Source organism: Buttiauxella selenatireducens (genome assembly GCF_031432975.1).
Lineage (GTDB): Bacteria > Pseudomonadota > Gammaproteobacteria > Enterobacterales > Enterobacteriaceae > Buttiauxella > Buttiauxella selenatireducens.
Genome location: NZ_CP133838.1, coordinates 595,227 through 614,804, shown reverse-complemented (window position 1 = coordinate 614,804; position 19,578 = coordinate 595,227). Strand labels below are relative to the sequence as shown.

The 19,578-nt window shown below is 51.9% G+C and carries 16 protein-coding genes and 1 pseudogene; 8 read left to right on the top strand and 9 right to left on the bottom strand.

Annotated elements, in window-relative coordinates; all coding sequences use genetic code 11:
- Window positions 1-33: 33 nt before the first annotated feature.
- Window positions 34-1,065, bottom strand: coding sequence for an NADPH-dependent curcumin/dihydrocurcumin reductase (gene curA, locus RHD99_RS02870; RefSeq protein ID WP_270142796.1), 1,032 nt, complete (start codon window positions 1,063-1,065; stop codon window positions 34-36).
- A gap of 103 nt (window positions 1,066-1,168) precedes the next feature.
- Window positions 1,169-2,689, bottom strand: a complete 1,521-nt coding sequence (locus RHD99_RS02865; protein ID WP_309877375.1) for a methyl-accepting chemotaxis protein — start codon at window positions 2,687-2,689, stop codon at window positions 1,169-1,171.
- A 294-nt stretch (window positions 2,690-2,983) separates the two neighbouring features.
- On the opposite strand from RHD99_RS02865, the gene proP reads away from it, so the two are divergent.
- From proP to RHD99_RS02835, 6 genes and pseudogenes are all read left to right on the top strand, one after another.
- Window positions 2,984-4,489: a glycine betaine/L-proline transporter ProP gene (gene proP, locus RHD99_RS02860; RefSeq protein ID WP_309877374.1), complete on the top strand. Its 1,506-nt coding sequence runs from the start codon at window positions 2,984-2,986 to the stop codon at window positions 4,487-4,489.
- A 199-nt stretch (window positions 4,490-4,688) separates the two neighbouring features.
- Window positions 4,689-6,257 carry an ABC transporter substrate-binding protein gene (locus RHD99_RS02855; RefSeq protein WP_309877373.1) on the top strand — a complete coding sequence of 523 codons (1,569 nt, stop codon included), beginning with the start codon at window positions 4,689-4,691 and terminating at the stop codon, window positions 6,255-6,257.
- A gap of 150 nt (window positions 6,258-6,407) precedes the next feature.
- Complete coding sequence (locus RHD99_RS02850) at window positions 6,408-7,457, top strand: ABC transporter permease (RefSeq protein ID WP_309877372.1); 1,050 nt, start codon at window positions 6,408-6,410, stop codon at window positions 7,455-7,457.
- On the top strand, window positions 7,457-8,290 hold the full coding sequence (locus tag RHD99_RS02845; RefSeq protein ID WP_309877371.1) for an ABC transporter permease: 834 nt from the start codon (window positions 7,457-7,459) through the stop codon (window positions 8,288-8,290). Before RHD99_RS02850 ends, RHD99_RS02845 begins: the two co-directional genes overlap by 1 nt.
- The gene (locus tag RHD99_RS02840) at window positions 8,283-9,119 is read left to right on the top strand and encodes an ABC transporter ATP-binding protein (protein WP_309877370.1); all 837 of its coding nucleotides are present in this window, start codon (window positions 8,283-8,285) and stop codon (window positions 9,117-9,119) included. Before RHD99_RS02845 ends, RHD99_RS02840 begins: the two co-directional genes overlap by 8 nt.
- Window positions 9,106-9,826: pseudogene (locus tag RHD99_RS02835) on the top strand (ABC transporter ATP-binding protein). The gene RHD99_RS02840 and the pseudogene RHD99_RS02835 overlap by 14 nt, the downstream one beginning before the upstream one ends.
- On the opposite strand, the gene RHD99_RS02830 reads toward RHD99_RS02835, so the two are convergent.
- Window positions 9,827-10,729, bottom strand: coding sequence for a diguanylate cyclase (locus RHD99_RS02830; RefSeq protein ID WP_309877369.1), 903 nt, complete (start codon window positions 10,727-10,729; stop codon window positions 9,827-9,829).
- A 462-nt stretch (window positions 10,730-11,191) separates the two neighbouring features.
- Here RHD99_RS02830 and ygjG point away from each other — a divergent pair, with 462 nt between their 5' ends.
- Both ygjG and RHD99_RS02820 read left to right on the top strand, forming a co-directional pair.
- Window positions 11,192-12,589 carry a putrescine aminotransferase gene (gene ygjG / locus RHD99_RS02825; RefSeq protein ID WP_270142778.1) on the top strand — a complete coding sequence of 466 codons (1,398 nt, stop codon included), beginning with the start codon at window positions 11,192-11,194 and terminating at the stop codon, window positions 12,587-12,589.
- A gap of 106 nt (window positions 12,590-12,695) precedes the next feature.
- A complete protein-coding gene (locus tag RHD99_RS02820; protein WP_309877368.1) occupies window positions 12,696-13,664 on the top strand; it encodes a WaaS/CpsH family glycosyltransferase in 969 nt (322 codons plus the stop codon).
- A gap of 33 nt (window positions 13,665-13,697) precedes the next feature.
- Here the strand turns inward: RHD99_RS02820 and lsrG are convergent, their stop codons facing one another.
- From lsrG to lsrA, 6 genes are read right to left on the bottom strand one after another with little or no spacing between them, the layout of a single operon-like run.
- A complete protein-coding gene (lsrG, locus tag RHD99_RS02815) occupies window positions 13,698-13,991 on the bottom strand; it encodes a (4S)-4-hydroxy-5-phosphonooxypentane-2,3-dione isomerase (RefSeq protein WP_183270731.1) in 294 nt (97 codons plus the stop codon).
- Window positions 13,988-14,878 (bottom strand): 3-hydroxy-5-phosphonooxypentane-2,4-dione thiolase, encoded by an 891-nt coding sequence (lsrF, locus tag RHD99_RS02810; protein ID WP_183270732.1) that lies wholly within the window; start codon window positions 14,876-14,878, stop codon window positions 13,988-13,990. Before lsrF ends, lsrG begins: the two co-directional genes overlap by 4 nt.
- A gap of 10 nt (window positions 14,879-14,888) precedes the next feature.
- Window positions 14,889-15,908 (bottom strand): autoinducer 2 ABC transporter substrate-binding protein LsrB, encoded by a 1,020-nt coding sequence (gene lsrB / locus RHD99_RS02805; protein WP_309877367.1) that lies wholly within the window; start codon window positions 15,906-15,908, stop codon window positions 14,889-14,891.
- 6 nt (window positions 15,909-15,914) lie between these two features.
- Window positions 15,915-16,916 carry an autoinducer 2 ABC transporter permease LsrD gene (gene lsrD / locus RHD99_RS02800; protein WP_309877366.1) on the bottom strand — a complete coding sequence of 334 codons (1,002 nt, stop codon included), beginning with the start codon at window positions 16,914-16,916 and terminating at the stop codon, window positions 15,915-15,917.
- Window positions 16,917-17,948 carry an autoinducer 2 ABC transporter permease LsrC gene (gene lsrC, locus RHD99_RS02795; protein WP_309877365.1) on the bottom strand — a complete coding sequence of 344 codons (1,032 nt, stop codon included), beginning with the start codon at window positions 17,946-17,948 and terminating at the stop codon, window positions 16,917-16,919.
- Window positions 17,945-19,426, bottom strand: coding sequence for an autoinducer 2 ABC transporter ATP-binding protein LsrA (gene lsrA, locus RHD99_RS02790; protein ID WP_309879059.1), 1,482 nt, complete (start codon window positions 19,424-19,426; stop codon window positions 17,945-17,947). Before lsrA ends, lsrC begins: the two co-directional genes overlap by 4 nt.
- Window positions 19,427-19,578 lie beyond the last annotated feature (152 nt).

Sequence of the window (19,578 nt, the reverse complement as noted above, 5' to 3'; positions counted from 1 at the left end):
TTAGAGCGGCGTATTTGCGCCGCTCTATAACAATCACTCCGCGACTTTCACAATCAACTTACCGAAGTTCTTACCGACCAACAAACCGCGAAACGCTTCCACGCTGTTTTCCAGGCCATCGACAATGTCTTCGCGGAACTGAATTTTTCCTTCCGCCAGCCACTGACTCATCTGTTTAAAGAACTCAGGATAACGATCGGCGTAATCCTGCGAAATAATAAATCCTTGTACGCGCAGACGTTTTTTCAGGATTGTCCCCATTAGCAGCGGCAAACGATCCTGCTCAAAAGCGCTATTCATACCGTTGTACTGGCTGATGACACCGCACACTGGAATACGCGCTTTAGTATTCAAAAGTGGCAGAACCGCATCAAACACCGCACCACCGACGTTTTCAAAATAGACATCAATGCCTTTGCTACAGGCCTTTTTCAACTGCTCGGCAAAATCTGGCGCTTTGTGATCAATGCAGGCATCAAATTTTAAAGTCTCGGTTACGTAACGGCACTTCTCTTCGCCACCCGCGATCCCCACGACTTTTGCTCCGCGCAATTTTGCCACTTGCCCTACCACCGAGCCCACTGCCCCACTGGCTGCTGCAACAACCACCGTTTCGCCCGCTTTCGGCTCACCAATATCGGTCAACCCCATATAACCCGTAAAACCAGGCATCCCGAGTAAACCGAGCGCGTACGAAGGGTGCTGCATATTTGCATCGAGCTTCTGCAAACCTTCGCCGTTAGAAAGTGCGTAATCCTGCCAGCCGGTATATGCCAGAACCAGGTCACCGATTTTGTAATCTGCGTGTTCAGATTTCTCGACGCGACAAACGGTGCCTGCACCAATGACTTCACCAATTGCCAGTCCTGGCGTATAGGATTCGGCATCATCCATACGCCCGCGCATATAAGGGTCGAGAGATAAATAGAGGGTTCGCAGCAGTAACTGGCCTGCGGCAGGCTGCGGGACAGGAGCTTCTTCCAGACGAATGTCTTGATCGGTCGGCATGCCTTGCGGGCGCTGCGCCAGCACAAAGCGGCGGTTAGTTTGGGACGATTGCGTCATAACGCTCTCCATAGATTAGGGTCGGGTAGAAACATTCAATCTGTCCCAGACTAGCTAAAAAAATCCGGCGTGGTTGTAAAAACGTGCGCTTCTGGTTTTTAAATTAGTGCAGCACCGTAACGGCATCTTCCAGTCGTGTCGCTCGGTACTTCACCATCGCAGAGACTTCCGCGCTTTCTTCCACTAACGCCGCATTTTTTTGCGTGATAGCGTCCAGTTCGGCAACGGCGCGAGTTAAATCAGACAACCCTTCCGCCTGTTCAGAAGTGGCATGACTAATTTGCCCGAGCAACTGCGTCACATTGCGCACCTGCTCGACAATATCGTTCATGGTGCGACCGGCTTCGTGAACCTGAATAGTCCCAGATTGCACTTTACTGGCGCTGGCATCGATAAGTTTGCGGATATCATTCGCCGCCGTCGCACTGCGCTGTGCCAGGTTACGTACTTCACCTGCAACCACCGCAAACCCTTTCCCCTGCTCTCCGGCACGCGCGGCTTCTACTGCGGCATTAAGGGCCAGAATATTGGTCTGGAAGGCAATGTCATTGATTAGGCTGGTGATGGAACCAATCCGTTGCGTACTGTCGGCAATGTCAGCCATTGTCGTCACCACGGTTTCCATCGCTTTGCCACCATGGGTTGCGGCCTGGCTCGCAGAGCTGGAAAGCTTATCTGCCGCGGCTGCGGTTTCCGAGTTGTTCTGCACCGATACCGCCATCTGGCTCATGGTGGAGACCGTTTGCTGCACGTTGACGACGGACTGGCGCGTGCGCTCGTTGAGTTCGTCGTTGCCCTGCGCCAGCGTCTCACTGCCACTGCGCACATTTTCAACCTGATGGCTGACATCATGAATCAGCCAGCGGCACATCAGGCCAAGCTGGCCGATAGCGCGCAACGTCATGCCGATTTCGTCCGTTCGGGCGAGATGCTGCACACGCTGCTGATTTCCGGTCGCCACTTCCAGTGCCTGACGTGCAATATTTTCCATCGGACGCGCAATTTGCCATTCCAGCAATGCGCAACCCAATACGCTCGCCAGCGCCCCGATCATCACAGACAGCCCGCTTTGCCCCAGCGCAATAGATGCAGCCAACATCAATATGAAAACGGTGCTGATTATCATGCGAATACGCCAACGTAGCGGTAACGTCGGCAATTTCCCTAACCCGCTCTTGCCCAATACCAGGCCTTTATACAGACGATATTTGCAACGCCCCTCTTTGAGCGCTTTGTAGAGTGGCTCCACGGCAGCAATTTCTTCCGGCTGCGCTTTGGTACGAATCGACATATATCCGGTGGTTTTGCCGTTGCGTACCACCGGCACGACATTGGCGCGAACCCAGTAATGATCGCCATTTTTACGCTGATTTTTGACAATACCCGTCCAGGGTTCTCCCTGCTTCAGGGTGTACCACATGTCAGCGAAAGCCGCTTTTGGCATATCGCCATGACGCACCAGATTGTGCGGGCAACCGGTGAGCTCCTGAAGCGAGTAACCGCTCACCTTCACAAACGCGTCGTTCGCATGGGTGATCGTGCTTTTCAAATCAGTCGTCGACATCAATGTCATGTCATCACTGAGCAGGTATTCATGCTGTGTAGCGGCCGTCCGCGCAGTCATAGCAACTCCCTTTTTAAGTTACCCGGTTGTTAATTCTTTTGATTTATTGTTATTTCGGCGCTGCAAAGATTTACTTTAGCGGGTAAACTTGATGGTGATCACACTTTTATAATTAAGCCATATTTTTTATAATGGTTTTAAAATTGAAACACATTTTTCAATAATTTCATGAGGTTATTAATGGGATTGTCATAGTGGCGCTGAGTGCTGGAGTTTTAACCTTCAATTTGTCACTCGCTCACTACACTTAGCAAGGGAGACGGTTTCGCTCCCAAAAGGAAAAAGAGGATAATAATGTTAAAAAGGAAAAAGAAAGTCAGACCTATCAAGGTCAGTGACGTTACCATCATCGACGATAGCCGCCTTAAAAAGGCGATTACTGCAGCATCGCTTGGCAATGCGATGGAATGGTTTGATTTCGGTGTGTACGGCTTTGTTGCCTTTGCGCTCGGTAAGGTCTTCTTCCCGGATGCCAGCCCGAGTGTGCAGATGATTGCCGCATTGGGTACTTTCTCTGTCCCCTTCCTGATTCGCCCATTAGGCGGCCTGTTCTTTGGCATGCTGGGTGATAAGTATGGTCGCCAGAAAATCTTATCCATCACAATCATCATTATGTCATTGAGTACCTTCTGTATTGGTCTTATTCCATCGTACGCAAGTATCGGTATTTGGGCGCCAATCCTGTTGTTACTTGCGAAAATGGCGCAAGGGTTCTCGGTGGGTGGTGAATACACCGGCGCTTCCATCTTCGTGGCGGAATATTCCCCGGACCGCAAACGCGGCTTTATGGGAAGTTGGCTGGACTTTGGCTCCATCGCCGGATTCGTCTGTGGGGCCGGCGTGGTGGTGCTGATAACGGCTATCGTCGGCGAAGCTAACTTCCTCGAATGGGGCTGGCGACTGCCCTTCTTCCTCGCTCTGCCATTAGGGATTATCGGTCTGTATCTGCGTCATGCGCTTGAAGAAACCCCCGCGTTTCAACAGCACATTGAACAGCTTGAGCAAGGCGATAAAGAAGGTCTGGCAGACGGTCCGAAAATCTCCTTTAAAGAGATTGCCACCAAACACTGGCGCAGCCTGCTGACCTGTATTGGTATCGTTATTTCAACCAACGTGACCTACTACATGTTGTTGACGTACATGCCGAGTTACTTGTCGCATAACCTGCATTATTCCGAAGAACATGGCGTACTGATTATCATCGCCATCATGATTGGGATGCTGTTTGTACAGCCGATGATTGGCTTATTGAGCGACCGTTTTGGCCGTCGTCCGTTTATTGTCTTCGGTAGTTTGGCGCTACTGATTCTGGCCATTCCTGCCTTTATCCTGATCAACAGTAATGTTCTGGGGCTCATATTCGCCGGGCTGCTCATTCTGGCCGTAATTCTGAACTCTTTCACGGGTGTTATGGCATCGACGCTCCCCGCCATGTTCCCAACGCATATTCGATACAGTGCGCTGGCAAGCGCCTTTAATATCTCAGTGCTGGTTGCGGGTGTTACGCCAACAGTCGCGGCCTGGTTAGTCGAAACAACCGATAACCTGATGATGCCAGCCTATTATCTGATGGTGGTTGCGGTGATTGGCCTGGTAACCGGTCTGACTATGAAAGAAACCGCGAATAAACCTCTAAAAGGGGCAACACCTGCGGCATCTGATATTGCTGAGGCGCGTGAAATTGTTCAGGAGCATCACGACAATATCGAGCAGAAAATAGAAGATCTTGATCGCGAGATTGAAGAATTACAGGCGAAACGTACCAACCTGGTACAACAACATCCACGTATTAATGAGTAGCTTCTTTAATCAATAAAAGCGCCGGGCAATGCCCGGCGTTTTCATTTTTAACGTTCTCACCGAAGCAAAAATAATATCCAAATGCCAAATGTTTATAAGGAAAGTATTTTTTTGGCTTTATGATTCGGCCTAACTGGCCTAACGTATGCGGGTTCGAGAATAACAACAGAAAAATTATTCATTTTAAGCAGGGTGCCACATGCAAAGAAAAGTACTGCCATTACTGCTGCTGGCGGCTATCTCCGCAAGCAGCTTTGCCGCCACACCGCCAAATACATTAATCGTTGCCCAGGGCCTGGATGACATCGTCAGCCTTGATCCCGCCGAAGCGAACGAGCTTTCCAGTATTCAAACCGTGCCAAGTCTGTATCAGCGTCTGGTTCAGGCCGACCGTAACGATCCAGCAAAAGTGATTCCGGTGCTGGCTGAAAGCTGGCAGGGCGACGCGGCCAATAAAAAACTGACCATCAAATTGCGCCCGGATGCGAAATTCGCCTCCGGCAACCCGCTGCGCCCGGAAGACGTCATCTTCTCTTATACCCGCGCAGTCACGCTGAATAAGTCACCGGCGTTTATTCTTAACGTGCTTGGCTGGCAGCCAGAAAATATCGCCAGCCAGTTGAAGAAAATCGACGATCACACGCTGGAATTACATTGGACGGCGGACGTCAGCCCGGCGGTTGCGCTGAATATTATCTCCACGCCAATCGCTTCTATCGTCGATGAAAAAGCGGTGACCCCGAATGCCAAAGCGGGTGATTTCGGCAATGAATGGCTGAAAATGCACTCTGCGGGCAGCGGTCCGTTCAAGATGCGTGTTTACCAGCCGCACCAGGCGATTGTGCTGGACGCCAACCCTACATCACCGGGTGACGCGCCAAAAATGAAAAACATCATTATTAAAAACGTGCCGGATCCAGCAGCTCGCCGTTTGCTGATTCAGCAAGGTGACGCAGATATTGCCCGTGGTCTGGGCGCGGATCAAACCAGTGCGCTGGAAGGCAAACCTGGCGTAAAAGTGTTGAGCATTCCTTCTGCCGAACAGAACTACATGGTGTTCAACGTCGGTAACAGCAGCAATCCTCTGCTGAAGAACCCAGCCCTTTGGGAAGCGTCCCGTTACCTGGTTGATTACGAAGGCATCACCAAAGACCTGTTGAAAGGCCAGTATTTTATCCACCAGAGCTTCCTGCCTGTCGGTTTCGCTGGCGCGCTGACCAACAACCCATCCAAATTTGATCCGGCTAAAGCAAAAGAAATCCTCGCTAAAGCAGGCATTAAAGACGCGCAATTCACGCTGGACGTCGAGAACAAAGCGCCGTTTATCACCATCGCTCAGTCGATGCAGGCGAGTTTCGCTCAGGGCGGCGTGAAGATTGATCTGTTGCCAGCAGCCGGAAGCCAGGTTTACGCCCGCGTACGCGCTAAGCAGCATCAGGCCGCGATCCGTATGTGGCTGCCGGACTATTTCGATGCTCACTCCAACGCCAGCTCTTTTGCGTTTAACGACGGCAAAGGCAGCACAGTTGCCGGTTTAAATAGCTGGGAAATCCCTGAGCTGAACAAACAAACGCTGGCGGCAGTTGCAGAAGCTGACCCGGCTAAACGCCTGGATCTGTATAAGAAAATACAGGAAGAAGTGCAGCATAATTCGCCGTATGTGTTTGTTGATCAGGGTAAAACCCAAATCGTAGTACGTGAAAATGTGAAGGGTTATCAGCAAGGTTTGAATGCGGATATGGTGTATTACGACGCCGTGACTAAGTAAGGGATGCCCTCGCCCTCACCCTAGCCCTCTCCCCTAGGGAGAGGGGATAATTCGGTTTTCCCCTAACCATCGGGCGCTGGTTTCCCCCTCTCCCTCAGGGAGAGGGTCGGGGTGAGGGTTGCTTTCTCCAACACAACTCAAAGAGTCCACATGTCAGACATTTCCACCCTTTCAGCCTCGAATCGCCTGCGCCGCCCGTTGCTGACATTCGCGCAAGGGCTATTTACCCTGGCACTGACGCTGCTCGGCTTGTTGCTCATCACATTCGCCCTTTCGGCACTTTCGCCAGTCGACCGCGTGCTGCAAATCGTCGGCGATCACGCAAGCCAGGCCACCTACTTACAAGTTCGCCACCAGTTGGGTTTGGATAGACCCCTTCCCGTTCAGTTCTGGCACTATCTGACGAACCTCGCGCAGGGTGATTTAGGCACAGCCAGCGCGACCGGTCAGCCGGTTTTACAGGATTTGCTTTCCGCCTTTCCGGCCACATTAGAACTCGCCACCCTCGCGCTGATTATTGGCAGCGTTCTTGGGGTCATCTTCGGCGTACTTTGCGCGCGATTCGCAGGCTCGCCGTGGGATCTGGCAGTGCGTACCTTCACATTGCTGGGTAATTCAGTGCCTATTTTCTGGTTGGGTTTGCTGATGCTGGCGCTGTTTTATGCTCGCCTGCAATGGAGCGCCGGGCCTGGGCGTCTGGACGATATTTATCAGTACAGCGTGGAAGCCAAAACCGGCTTTGTGCTTATCGATACCTGGCTTTCCGGCGACCGCGATGCATTCCTGAACGCCATCAATCACCTTGCTTTGCCGGTACTGCTACTGGCCTATTACTCGCTGGCAAGCATTACCCGCTTAACACGCACCGCGTGTTTGAGCGAAATGAACAAAGAGTACATTACGCTTGCGCGCGCCAAAGGTGCCGGAGAGATGGCGATTCTGGTGCGCCATGTGCTGCCGAACATTCGCGGCACGCTATTCACCGTCATTGCGCTGGCCTACACCGGCATGCTGGAAGGCGCGGTGCTGACTGAAACGGTTTTCTCCTGGCCGGGCATCGGGCGCTATCTCACTACCGCGCTGTTCGCCGGAGATACCACCGCGATTATGGGCGGCACACTGCTGATTGGCGTGTCGTTTGTCATTATCAATAATCTGACTGACGTGCTGGTGCGTGTCACCGATCCGAGGGTGCGCTGATGCCGTCTTCTCTGTTTTTGCGCCGCACTTTGCGGTCGCCTGCGGCACTCTGCGGCTTGGTGATTATTACGTTATTGGTGCTGGTTGCCATTTTTGCGCCATTACTGGCCCCCTTCGACCCGAACTGGCAAGACGCCGCAGCACGTCTGCAAGCGCCGAATGCTCAACACTGGTTGGGCACGGATAGCTATGGCCGCGATATGCTTTCACGCCTGATTTACGGTTCACGCCCGGCTCTCGGCCTGGTGCTACTGGTTACGCTCATTACGCTGCCTGTCGGGCTGCTTATCGGCATTCTTTCTGGTTATTACGGAGGTTGGCTGGAGCGCGTGCTTATGCGTTTTACCGATGTCGTGATGTCGATGCCGCGCCTGATTCTGGCCTTTGCCTTTGTGGCAATGCTTGGTCCAGGCCTGGTTAACGGCGCGCTGGCGCTGGCATTAACCACGTGGCCTGCGTATGCACGCCAGGCACGCAGCGAAATTCAACGCCTGCGCCACAGCGACTATCTCGCTGCCGCCGAAATGATGGGGATTCGTGGGCTGCGCCTGTTGGCAGGCCACATTCTTCCGCTCTGTTTACCTTCCGCCATTGTGCGGCTGGCGCTTGATTTGGCGGGGATTATTCTTGCCGCCGCCGGGCTGGGTTTCCTGGGCCTTGGCGCAAGGCCACCCATGGCGGAATGGGGCTCAATGATCGCCGACGGCATGCAGGTAATTTTCGATCAATGGTGGATCGCCGCGATTCCTGGCACCGCTATTTTGATTAGCAGCCTGGCCTTTAACCTTTTGGGCGATGGATTACGCGACGTACTGGAGCCGGGTCATGACTGAGAATCGTATTCACGTTCAGGGGTTAAACATTGATTACCCCGGCGCACGCGTAGTAGAAAATCTCTCGTTTACGCTTGGCGTTGAAAGGCTGGCACTGGTGGGCGAATCCGGTTCGGGCAAATCTATGACGGCTCGCTCGCTAATGGGTCTGGTACGCAAACCAGGCAAGGTCAGTGCCACTCATCTCAACGTGCTGAATCACGACTTGCTGACGATGCACGACCGCGACTGGCAGCGCCTGCGCGGCAATGACATTTCGATGGTTTTACAAGATCCGCGCTACGCGCTCAACCCGGTGAAAAACGTCGCCCAACAGATTGATGAAGCGTTGCGGCTGCACCAAAAACTGTCCACGGCACAGCGCCGCGAGCGAATCCGCGAAGTGATTAATGCGGTGGGATTGCAGGAAAACGTGCTGCTGCGTTACCCGGCGGAACTTTCCGGCGGTATGGGGCAGCGCGTGATGATTGCCATCGCCCTGGTCAACAATCCCAAAGTTCTGATCGCCGACGAACCCACCTCAGCTCTTGATGCTCGTCTGCGCAACCAGATTCTGGAATTGCTGGTAGAGCAATGCGAGCAACGCCAGATGGCGATGTTACTGATTAGCCACGATCTTCCGCTGGTCGCTCAACACTGCCAACGTGTACTGGTGATGTATCAGGGGCAAAAAGTCGACGAAATGGAAGCCCGCGAGCTTGCGACAGCCACACATCCATATACCCGCACACTCTGGACATGCCGCCCAAATGCCGCGACTTACGGCACAATGCTGCCGACACTTGACCGTAGCCAGAATCTGCAAGGAGAACACCATGGCGATCGTTGAAGTCAGTAATTTACGCGTGCAATTTACGGCAAAGGGGCTGGTCAAAACTGCCGTTAGCGATGCCAGTTTCGCCGTAAACTCAGGTGAAACATTCAGTTTGATCGGTGCATCAGGATGCGGAAAATCCACCATTCTGCGGGTGCTGGCAGGGTTACAGCGCGAATGGCAAGGCGACGTCAAACTGCTGGATGATGCAATCAAACCCGGTTCACGTTTTCAGGGCTTCCTGCGACGGAATGTGCAGATGGTGTTTCAGGACCCCTACGCATCTTTGCATCCCAACCATACTATTTACCGCACGCTGGCCGAGCCGCTGACGATTCACGGGGAGGCGAAAATTGCCGCCCGCGTGGAGGAGGCGCTGCTTCAGGTGGGACTGGCAGCTGACGCCATGAAGCGTTATCCCCACCAGCTTTCCGGTGGGCAGCGCCAGCGTGTCGCCATTGCCCGGGCACTGTTGCTGCGGCCTAAAATCCTGCTGCTTGATGAACCGACTTCGGCGTTGGATATGTCGGTGCAGGCAGAAATTCTCAATCTGTTGAACCGCCTTAAACAGCAGTTTGGCATGACCTATCTGCTGGTCAGCCACGACGCCGATGTGATTGCGCATATGTCAGACCGGGCGGCTTACATGGCAGGCGGGATCATCGAACATGAGTTCGACCGGGCCTCTGGTTCGCGGAGAACACCGTATGGATGCCGCGTAATCACTCACCGAGCGTAATCAGATCTTCTGCAATCGTGGACATAATGCAGCGGTTACGCCCGGTGTTTTTACCGTAATACATCGCTTTATCGGCACGGCCAATCGCCTCGTGCAGCGAATCCTGAGCTCTGACTTTCGTCAAACCGCCTGTCACAGTCACACTGATTTCAACGCCCGCAACCTTGATCGAATGGGATTCCAGATGCTCGCGCATACGTTCGGCAGCAAAACCGGCATCCTCATCGTTTTTCGCGACGAGTAACGTAATAAATTCTTCGCCCCCAAACCGATATATGCGTTCGTTATCCCTCGTTGCTGCTCTTAATGCCAGAGCGACCGATCGCAATACATCATCACCCGCATTGTGCCCCCAGGTATCGTTAATCGACTTAAACCTGTCGATATCCATAATCAGCACATACACGCGGCTGTCGCTCATATTATATTTTGAGCGAATAAGGGGGAATTCACGATATAACAAATGGCGCAACGGCAGGCCGGTTAATGCATCATGTAAATTTCGGTAGGAGAAGAGATATTCTTTATAACGGTCAAGGCTTTCAATCAATATCTGTTGCGTGGAGTGGTAGTGCTGTACTAATTCTTCGGTCACCTTTTTGGAAATAATAGACTGCATTAATTCCCGTGCGACATCATGCATTTCCGTATGCTGGCGGTCGATGAGCGAAATCATTTCTCTGTCCAGCGCCTCTCCTTCGAGACGCAGCTTCAGCCATTTGCTAAAACGGCAATGGCAATGGGAATCGGGGTGAACAATCTCTTCATCCGCCTCTCCCCCTAGCAGGTTCAGAGACAGTATTTTTGCGGCCCAATCGTAATGGTCTTTAATGGCGATATTGAGCTCAGATAAAGAGTAATCAAGATCGTTGATATTTAATGGCACAAGCGCACTCTCAATATTTAAAATTAATTTCTACGACCCATTTTGCAAGCAGTAATAACTACAGACAGAAGTCTACCTTATAGGATAAATAAAACTGAACGGATTAATTTATTCTTCTTTACATAAAAGCATTAATAGTTCGTTATTAATTTGTTGCGATTATGGTTTCAGCGAAGCCATAAGCGGCATTGATACATCAGGTGATATAGTGATGCCATACCCTGGGGCAACATGCACATTTATAGTGCAAACAGGGTGCTGAAAGAGTGCAAACCGCCCTGTTCAGAGCAGCCTGTCCTCAGCATATAAATCCACAAAATATGTTCAATTGTGAGTAAATATTGCTCAACTCGCGTTCCGCCTGAGCGTTTATCCTGATTTTGTTTAGGGGAAGCGAAGTGGCGTATTCCCTGCAATACTTATTTCGTGTATCGCGTGATACGTCATCCCCAGGAGCACATTTTGAACAGGTTACCTACCAGCGCTTCGGCTCTTGCCTGCACAGCGCACGCTCTCAACATCATCGAAAAGAAGTCACTGAGCCATGAGGAGATGAAAGCGTTAAACCGAGAGGTTATCGATAACTTCCAACAGCATGTTAATCCGGGTTTTCTTGAGTATCGCAAATCAGTGACCGCCGGCGGGGATTACGGAGCCGTAGAGTGGCAAGCGAGCAGTTTAAATACGCTTGTCGACACCCAGGGTAAGGAATATTTAGATTGTCTGGGTGGGTTCGGCATTTTTAACGTGGGGCACCGTAATCCAACAGTGGTATCCGCCGTACAGCATCAGCTAGAAAAACAACCCCTGCACAGTCAGGAGCTGCTCGACCCTTTACGGTCGATGCTAGCCAAAACCCTTGCGACCCTCACTCCGGGTAAACTCAAGTACAGCTTCTTTAGCAACAGCGGTACAGAATCAGTTGAAGCGGCGATTAAACTCGCCAAAGCCTATCAATCTCCACGCGGGAAATTTACCTTTATCGCCACCAGTGGCGCGTTTCATGGCAAATCTCTCGGGGCATTGTCTGCAACCGCAAAATCGGCTTTCCGTAAACCGTTTATGCCGTTACTTCCGGGCTTTAGACATGTACCGTTTGGCAATATCGACGCGTTACGCACAATGCTCAGTGAGTGCCGTAAAACGGGTGATGATGTCGCAGCCGTGATCCTTGAACCTATCCAGGGCGAAGGCGGCGTAATTATTCCACCGGTCGGGTATTTAACGGCGGTTCGTCAGCTTTGCGATGAATTTGGCGCACTGCTTATTCTCGATGAAGTGCAAACCGGTATGGGACGTACGGGTAAAATGTTCGCCTGCGAACACGAAAACGTACAGCCTGATATTTTATGCCTCGCCAAAGCACTCGGTGGCGGCGTTATGCCGATTGGCGCAACCGTTGCGACAGAAGAAGTTTTCTCTGTGCTGTTTGATAATCCTTTCCTGCACACCACAACTTTTGGTGGCAACCCGTTAGCCTGTGCGGCGGCACTTGCCACAATCCATGTTCTGCTTGAGCAAAATCTACCTGCTCAAGCGCAACAGAAAGGACAACTGTTGATGGATGGCTTCCAGGCCCTGAAACGTGAGTTCCCGGAACTGGTGGTTGATGCGCGTGGGCAAGGTTTGTTGATTGCCATTGAGTTCAGCGACAACGAAATTGGCTATAATTTTGCCAGTGAAATGTTCCGCCAGCAGGTGCTGGTCGCCGGGACGCTCAACAATGCGAAAACCATTCGTGTCGAGCCACCGCTGACTATCACGATTGAGCAGTGTGAACATGTGTTGGGCTGTGCGAGGAAGGCGCTAGCCAGTCTGAGAGTCACACAACCGGAAGTCGTCGAAACAGAAGAACATTGATCCTAAAAACACAGAGGGGATAAACCAGCCATTTATCCCCTTCTTTTTAGTTTTACGTTATTGCTGTAAAATCGCATGAAATTTTTCTCACGTGGTTGTGATTTTTATGCGCTATTTCTTTCTGGAATGGGTTAATGATTTTGAAAAGATGATGCTTGACTCATTAGCAAAAGAATATCCTGTTCTTCAGATCAATCGAATTATGCGCCGCTTCAAATCAGTGAATAAATGGCTTCCCGGCGAACAGCTAAAAAAAATGCATAAGAAAATGCACTGTGCCAGACGCTTTTCTGCAATTAACAAAGACGATGTTATTGTTTGCAATGGTTACAGCGTATTTCCGTTTCTGGATTACGTGGAAACCATGCCATGTAAGAAAATACTCATTCTGCGTGACTCTGTTGAAGCCCTGACCAATAAGCGCAGAAAGCTAGGGCAGCTTGGTCAAAATCAGGATTATATTGAAACCGTCAGGCCAGTATTCGATATTATTTTCAGTTTTGACCCACAAGACAGTAAGACCTACGGGCTGACTTACATCCCGCAGTTTCTGCCATTTACCTGGAAACAAATTCAATCCATTAGCCATTCAGCGCACACCATTGAAAATCGTTGTTTTTATGTGGGTGGCTACCAACCAGAAAGAGTTTCGCTGATAAATGAAATCACGCCGTTGTTAAATGAATGCCATTGTGACACTGATTTTTATTTAATGGATAAATACAACAACCATAACTATCCATCGAACTGCACAAATATAAAATTGAGTTACCACGAGAATATAAAAAAGCTAAACCAATCGCGCTTTGTTCTTGAAATAAATAAGCCAGACCAGGCAGGGCTAACACTCCGCTCCGTAGAAGCATTAGTCTTCAATAAACAATTAATCACTAATAACCAGGCCATTAAAGCACAGGAGTTTTACCATCCCTCTCGTTGCTTTATCTATGATGGAAATAACCAACAAGAACTTAAACAATTTTTACTCACGCAACCCATCGCTGTTCAGCCTGAAATTGCCTGGAAATACAGTGCTGACGCTATGCTGGAAACGCTGAAAAAACATGTCGCGTGACATTTACAGGCGGGTTCACACCCGCCATATAAATCACCCCGGCAACAGCCCCACAAAACTTCTCTTCTTACGCGGTTCAGACATCATCCCATCCAGCCTTTCCACACACGCCAGATAGTGCGGCGTTTGCTTATGCGCTAACACCGCCTCATCGTTCTGATAAGCCTCGTAGATGAAAAATCGCGTGGCAACCTCCGGGTCCTGCAACACATCAAAACGCAGATTACCCGGCTCCTTAATTGAGCCTTCGTGATTGGCGCGGAACACATCCATAAATTCATCGACCCGTTCCGGCTTAATGTTAATTTCCACCAGCGTCACGTTCATGATTTGCCTCCATGATGTTTCTCATCCAGCCAGAACTGATACGCCTCGCGGACGGAGACATTCTCATGCACTACCTTTTTCACCGCTTTGAGCATGGCGAGCGGCGCGTCAGACTGGAAGATATTGCGCCCCATATCCACGCCAGATGCCCCCTGGTCGATGGCTCTGAAACACATATCCAACGCCTCTTGCTCCGGTAATTTTTTACCCCCAGCGATAACAATCGGCACCGGACAACTGGCGGTAACTTTCTCGAAACCCTCTTCAACAAAGTAGGTCTTCACAAATTGCGCGCCAATTTCGGCAGCGATACGGCTCGCCAGTGAGAAATAGCGCGCATCACGCGCCATCTCTTTGCCCACACCCGTGACGGCAAGGGTTGGAATGCCATAGCGCGTGCCTTCGTCCACCAGCTTAATGATGTTATTGATCGACTGATGCTCATATTCGCTACCGATATAAATCTGCGCCGCGACCGCACAGGCATTCAGCCGTAGAGCATCTTCCATCGTCACCGCCACACTCTCACGCGACAGTTCACTGAGGATGGAATTGCCGCCGGATGCGCGCAACACTACCGGTTTATTGGTGGCTGGCGGCACGACGCTGCGCAAAATTCCACGCGTACACATCAACACATCGGTTTCAGGAAACAGCGGTGCGATGGACAAATCAATGCGCTCAAGGCCGGTTGTCGGCCCCTGGAAGTAGCCGTGATCAAACGCCAGCATCACGGTACGCCCGGTATCGGGATTAAAAATCCGCGCCAGCCGCGACTGCATGCCCCAATCCAGCGCTCCGCTCCCCTTCAGATAAAACGCCTTATTCTCCTGCGGGCGGCCAATGCCGTAATCTTTGCCGTCTCTGATATCGTCAAGATCTGCCATTTTTCCTCCCTCAGAAATCGTATTTACCGATGTTGTCTTTGGTGAACACTACACGCTCCGGCAGCAGCACAATGCCATTGCCTTTCGCTTCATACTGATAGCCCTGCACGCTGTTGGGCTCGACTTTCAGGTTGCCGATTTTCGCCACATCGACGCTATCGCCCACGTTAAGATCGCCCTTTTTCAGCAAGGTATTTGCGACGTTGACCGCAATTTCACCCTGCTGCACGACGTCCCACAAACCAAAGGCTTTCACCGTGCCGCGTTCCACATACGGGCGCATCACGTTTGGTGTACTGAAGCCCACAATGGCGACATCAGTCCGTTTCAGGTTTTCAGCAGCCTGTGCTGCGGCAGGTAACGCATTGGCATCAGGGGCGATGATCGCATCCAGATCCGGATACGCTTTTAAGATCCCTTCAGCGGTTTGCAGTGATTTAGTGGCGTCGTTATAGCCGAACTGCGTAGTGACAATTTCCCACTCAGGATGATCCTTCGCAATTTTCGCCTTCGCCTCTTTTACCCACTGATTTTGATCCGTCACGGTTGGGCTTGAGTAGAAGAACGCAACCTTAGCAGCAGGTTTGGTCACCTGTTTCGCGGCCATATCCACCAGCATGCCGCCGAGCTGTTGCGGCGTTCCCTGGTTGATGTAAATACTGCGGCACTCAGGTTTGGTATCGGAATCCCAGGTCAGCACTTTCACCCCACGCTGCATCGCGCGTTTAAGTGCCGGACACAGGCCGTCAGGGGAAACCGCCGAGACAATAATCGCGTTGTAACCCTGGTTCACGAAGTTGTTGATAAGCTGCACCTGGCCGGAAACGCTCGGCTCGGTTGGCCCGTCGTAGGTCACCGGAATACCAAGGTCTTTGCCCGCCTGCATCGCGCCATTACCGCCACTGGTAAAGAAACCCACGCCAACTAATTTTGGGATAAAGGCAATTCTGTCAGCGGCTTGCGCACTCACCACACCAAAGGCTAAAGCCAACGCACTGAGCTGTAATACGCGTTTTGTTGTCTGCTTCATAATCAATCAAACTCCCGATAGTTTTTTGTGTCCGCGCAAACGACGCCACGCCGTTTGTAGATATTCGCGGTGCAAACTCACCGAACGACCAATGACCACCACAATCAACAGCGCACCGGACAACGCACTCGATACCTGATTAGGCACGCCAGCCATCTGTAAACCTTGTTGCAAATACCCCACTAATAACGCCGCCAATGCGGTACCCAGAATCGAACCGGAACCGCCATAAATATTCGCCCCGCCCAATACTGCCGCCGTTAATGCAGGCATAAGTAAATCGCGCCCGAGATCTGAACGCGCCGAACCGAAATAAGAAACCAGTACGATTGCCGCAATCGCCGAAGCCAGCCCCACCATGCCATACACGCCATACAACGAACCGTTCACCGGCAATGCCGCATAACGCGCGGCGCGTGGGTTTTGTCCAATCAGAAAAATATGGCGACCAAAGCGTGCGCGATGAGCAAGCAGCCAGAACAGAAACGTGATAACGGCAAACATCAGCAGCGGAATCGGCAGGCCGAAAAGCGTCAGATTGGCAAAATTAGTAAACGCGTCAGGGAAGCCGCCGATGCCTTCATAACCTGTCGCACCCGCCATGCCAGAAAGCAGAAGCGCTGCACCACCGAACAGATAAAGCGTGCCGAGCGTGATAACCAGCGGGCTAATGCCGGTGTAGTGAATCAGTGCGGCGTTAAACACACCGCACAACAGGCCAACGGCAAGCGTGAGGATCACGGCAACAGAAATCGGTATTCCCGCCTGCAACATCACGCCCAGCGCAATCGCGCACAGGCCAATGGTGGAGCCGAGAGAAATATCAATGCCACCGCTGATAATCACCAGCGTCAACGGCAGTGCCACAATCCCAATACAGATGAAATCACTGGTGCTAAACAGCAGCATGTTGATATCCAGCATGCGCGGATTGATTGCCCCAAACAGCAAAATCTCCATCACCAAAATCAGCAGCAATGCCACTTCCCAGTTAAGTTTCAGCTTCATTTACGCCACATCCTTCTTCTTACGGGGAAATTGCCGCACGTTTTTGGCACCGGGTAAGGGAGGCACAAAACGGCTGTATTTCTGCGCCCGTTGGTGGCGAGTCAGCGCCTGTCGCAAGCGCCCGTCCAATACCAGCACGCCAAGCAAAACCAGCCCGGCGATAAAGTCATTCCACCAGGCGGGGAGTTTGAACAGCACTAATACGGTGTCGATTTGGGTGAGGAAGAATGCGCCGAGGAATGCGCCAATCACGGTTCCTGTCCCGCCAAGCAATGAAATGCCTCCCAGAACGCACGCGGCGATGGCTTTCATCTCAAGCCCGCTGCCGGTTTGGTTCGGTACGAAGCCAATTTGCGAAGCGAAGATAATCCCGGCGATGGCCGCCAGCATGCCGTTAAAGGTGAAGGCCAAAAGCCGGGTGCGGTTTACCGCAACACCGAGTTGGCGGGCAGCGGCAAGGTTATCGCCCGCCGCGTAGAAATCACGCCCGAAAGCGGTTCGCGCCAGCATCCATGCGGCGACCGCCACTAAAACCAGCACCATAAAACCGAGTGGCGAAATACCCAACGCGATAGGTTCAGACAGTGATTTAAGGCTGGCAGGCAGTCCTTCAATCCATTTACCGCCCGTCCACAACAGCATCGCGCCGCGATAAAGCCCAAGCGTGCCAAGCGTGGCGACAATCGCCGGAATGCGTAACCACACCACCAACACACCGTTAAAGAAGCCCGCTATTGCACCAATCAGCAATGCAAACAGCATCGCTACAGGCAAGCTGTAACCACTGTTCAGCGCAACACCCACCGCGATTGCGCACAAGCCGACCGTTGATCCCACAGAAACGTCGATGTTGCGTGTCAGCATCACCATGGTCGCGCCCACTGCCAGCAGGATTAGAATCTGCGCGCTGGTGAAGATCATGCTCAGGGTTTGCAGGCTGAAGTAGCTATGGTTGAGCGCCACCAGCACGGCAAACAGGGCGACGATCGCCAGTAGCGCGCTCAGTTCACGGTTGCGAAGCAATTTCTTCATGCTTTACCTCCGCCAAATGCCATGCTCATCATGCTTTCGACCGTTATCGAGGGTTTGCGTAATTCACCGTTCATTGCGCCCTGATGCATCACCAGCACACGATCCGCAAGCCCACTGAACTCGTCGAGATCAGATGAGATCATCAGCACCGCGACGTTTTGCGCCGCCACACTTTTGATCAGCTGATAAATATCCGCCCGCGCCGCGACATCAACGCCCCGCGTTGGCTCATCAATGATCAGCAGCAACGGATTGGCTTCCAGGCAACGAGCCAACAAGACTTTTTGCTGATTGCCGCCAGAAAGGGTGCGCACGGTTTGCTCGGCATTATTGAGTTTTATCCCCAGCGCACGGTGATAGCGTTCCACCACCGCGGCTTCCCGTTTGCTTTGCTGCCAGACACTCGGTTCGTTAAGCGCGACGGTATTCCAGCGGATCGGCGCATCAAGAAAAAGACCTGAAACTTGCCGGTCTTCCGGCAAATAGATAAGCCCGCGATCAAGACGTGATTTCGTACGATCGCCGCTAATTTCCCGGTTTTCCATATAGATGCGGCCGCCACGTACGGGACGCAGGCCATACAGTGTTTCAGCTAACTCCGTGCGCCCGGATCCAACCAGTCCCGCAAGGCCGACGATCTCTCCTGCGTACAGCTCAAAACTGAGATCGATAAAACCTTCTCCGGTGACCTCTTCCACGCGCAATACCGGAAAATCTTGCGGCTCGGTGCGCCGATTACCCGGCAGTGCCAGCCACAGTTTTTGTGTATCGCTCAGCGCATGCTTACGGTCGACGGGCGTCATCGCATTGATCAACTGTTCATCCAACAACTGAGAGGTTTCGCCTTGCAGCACCACCGCTCCGTCGCGCATCACCGAGATATGGCTGGCGATCTGGCGGATCTCTGGCAGTTTGTGCGAGATAAAAACAATGCCGACGCCCAGATTTTGCAACGCGCGGATCTGGCGGAACAGGCGCTCGGTTTCCCCAGGAGTGAGTGAGGCGGTGGGTTCATCAAGGATCAAGATCTTCGCCTCGCGCATTAGGCCGCGCAGGATCTCAACCATTTGCTGATCGGCCACTTCTAACGTGCTGGCGGTTGCGCCGAGCGGTATCTGGCACTCAAGTTGGCGCATTTTCTCTTGCAGCCGTTTCTCAATATCACGTTGGCGTGGCAGACGGAAAAGTATGTTTTCACGCACCGTGAGATTGGGGAATAACATCGGTTCTTGCGGTACCAGATAAATCCCCAGTTCATGCGCCTGCCCCGGTTTGAGCCGCCCAAATGCTTTACCGTGGACCTTCAGTTCACCGCTATCCGCCGTTTCGACACCGGCGAAAATCTTCATCAGTGTCGACTTCCCGGCACCATTTCCCCCCAGCAATGCGTGGACTTGCCCTGCATACAGAGCAAAATCAATACCTTTCAGGACGCTTACGCCTGAGAATTGTTTGCTGATGTGGTGAGCTTCCAGCATTGCGGTGGTGTTGGGCATCTTCACTCCACAATTGAACAAAAGAGAATTTGAATTAATAATGTTCAAAAGCGTAGACGCCGGATGATTTTTACAACAGGGCAGAGATCACAATATTTTTAAATAGATCAGCTAAACCATCCGCATCTGAAAAT

Excerpts from the sequence above, each read along its gene's own strand:
- lsrA (WP_309879059.1), bottom strand. The coding sequence starts at position 19,426 with ATGCTGGAAGCTCACCACATCAGCAAACAATTCTCAGGCGTAAGCGTC.
- proP (WP_309877374.1), top strand. The coding sequence starts at position 2,984 with ATGTTAAAAAGGAAAAAGAAAGTCAGACCTATCAAGGTCAGTGACGTT.
- lsrF (WP_183270732.1), bottom strand. The coding sequence starts at position 14,878 with ATGGCAGATCTTGACGATATCAGAGACGGCAAAGATTACGGCATTGGC.
- RHD99_RS02820 (WP_309877368.1), top strand. The coding sequence starts at position 12,696 with ATGCGCTATTTCTTTCTGGAATGGGTTAATGATTTTGAAAAGATGATG.
- lsrG (WP_183270731.1), bottom strand. The coding sequence starts at position 13,991 with ATGAACGTGACGCTGGTGGAAATTAACATTAAGCCGGAACGGGTCGAT.
- lsrD (WP_309877366.1), bottom strand. The coding sequence starts at position 16,916 with ATGAAGCTGAAACTTAACTGGGAAGTGGCATTGCTGCTGATTTTGGTG.
- RHD99_RS02850 (WP_309877372.1), top strand. The coding sequence starts at position 6,408 with ATGTCAGACATTTCCACCCTTTCAGCCTCGAATCGCCTGCGCCGCCCG.
- curA (WP_270142796.1), bottom strand. The coding sequence starts at position 1,065 with ATGACGCAATCGTCCCAAACTAACCGCCGCTTTGTGCTGGCGCAGCGC.
- RHD99_RS02840 (WP_309877370.1), top strand. The coding sequence starts at position 8,283 with ATGACTGAGAATCGTATTCACGTTCAGGGGTTAAACATTGATTACCCC.
- lsrB (WP_309877367.1), bottom strand. The coding sequence starts at position 15,908 with ATGAAGCAGACAACAAAACGCGTATTACAGCTCAGTGCGTTGGCTTTA.
- lsrC (WP_309877365.1), bottom strand. The coding sequence starts at position 17,948 with ATGAAGAAATTGCTTCGCAACCGTGAACTGAGCGCGCTACTGGCGATC.
- RHD99_RS02845 (WP_309877371.1), top strand. The coding sequence starts at position 7,457 with ATGCCGTCTTCTCTGTTTTTGCGCCGCACTTTGCGGTCGCCTGCGGCA.
- RHD99_RS02855 (WP_309877373.1), top strand. The coding sequence starts at position 4,689 with ATGCAAAGAAAAGTACTGCCATTACTGCTGCTGGCGGCTATCTCCGCA.
- RHD99_RS02865 (WP_309877375.1), bottom strand. The coding sequence starts at position 2,689 with ATGACTGCGCGGACGGCCGCTACACAGCATGAATACCTGCTCAGTGAT.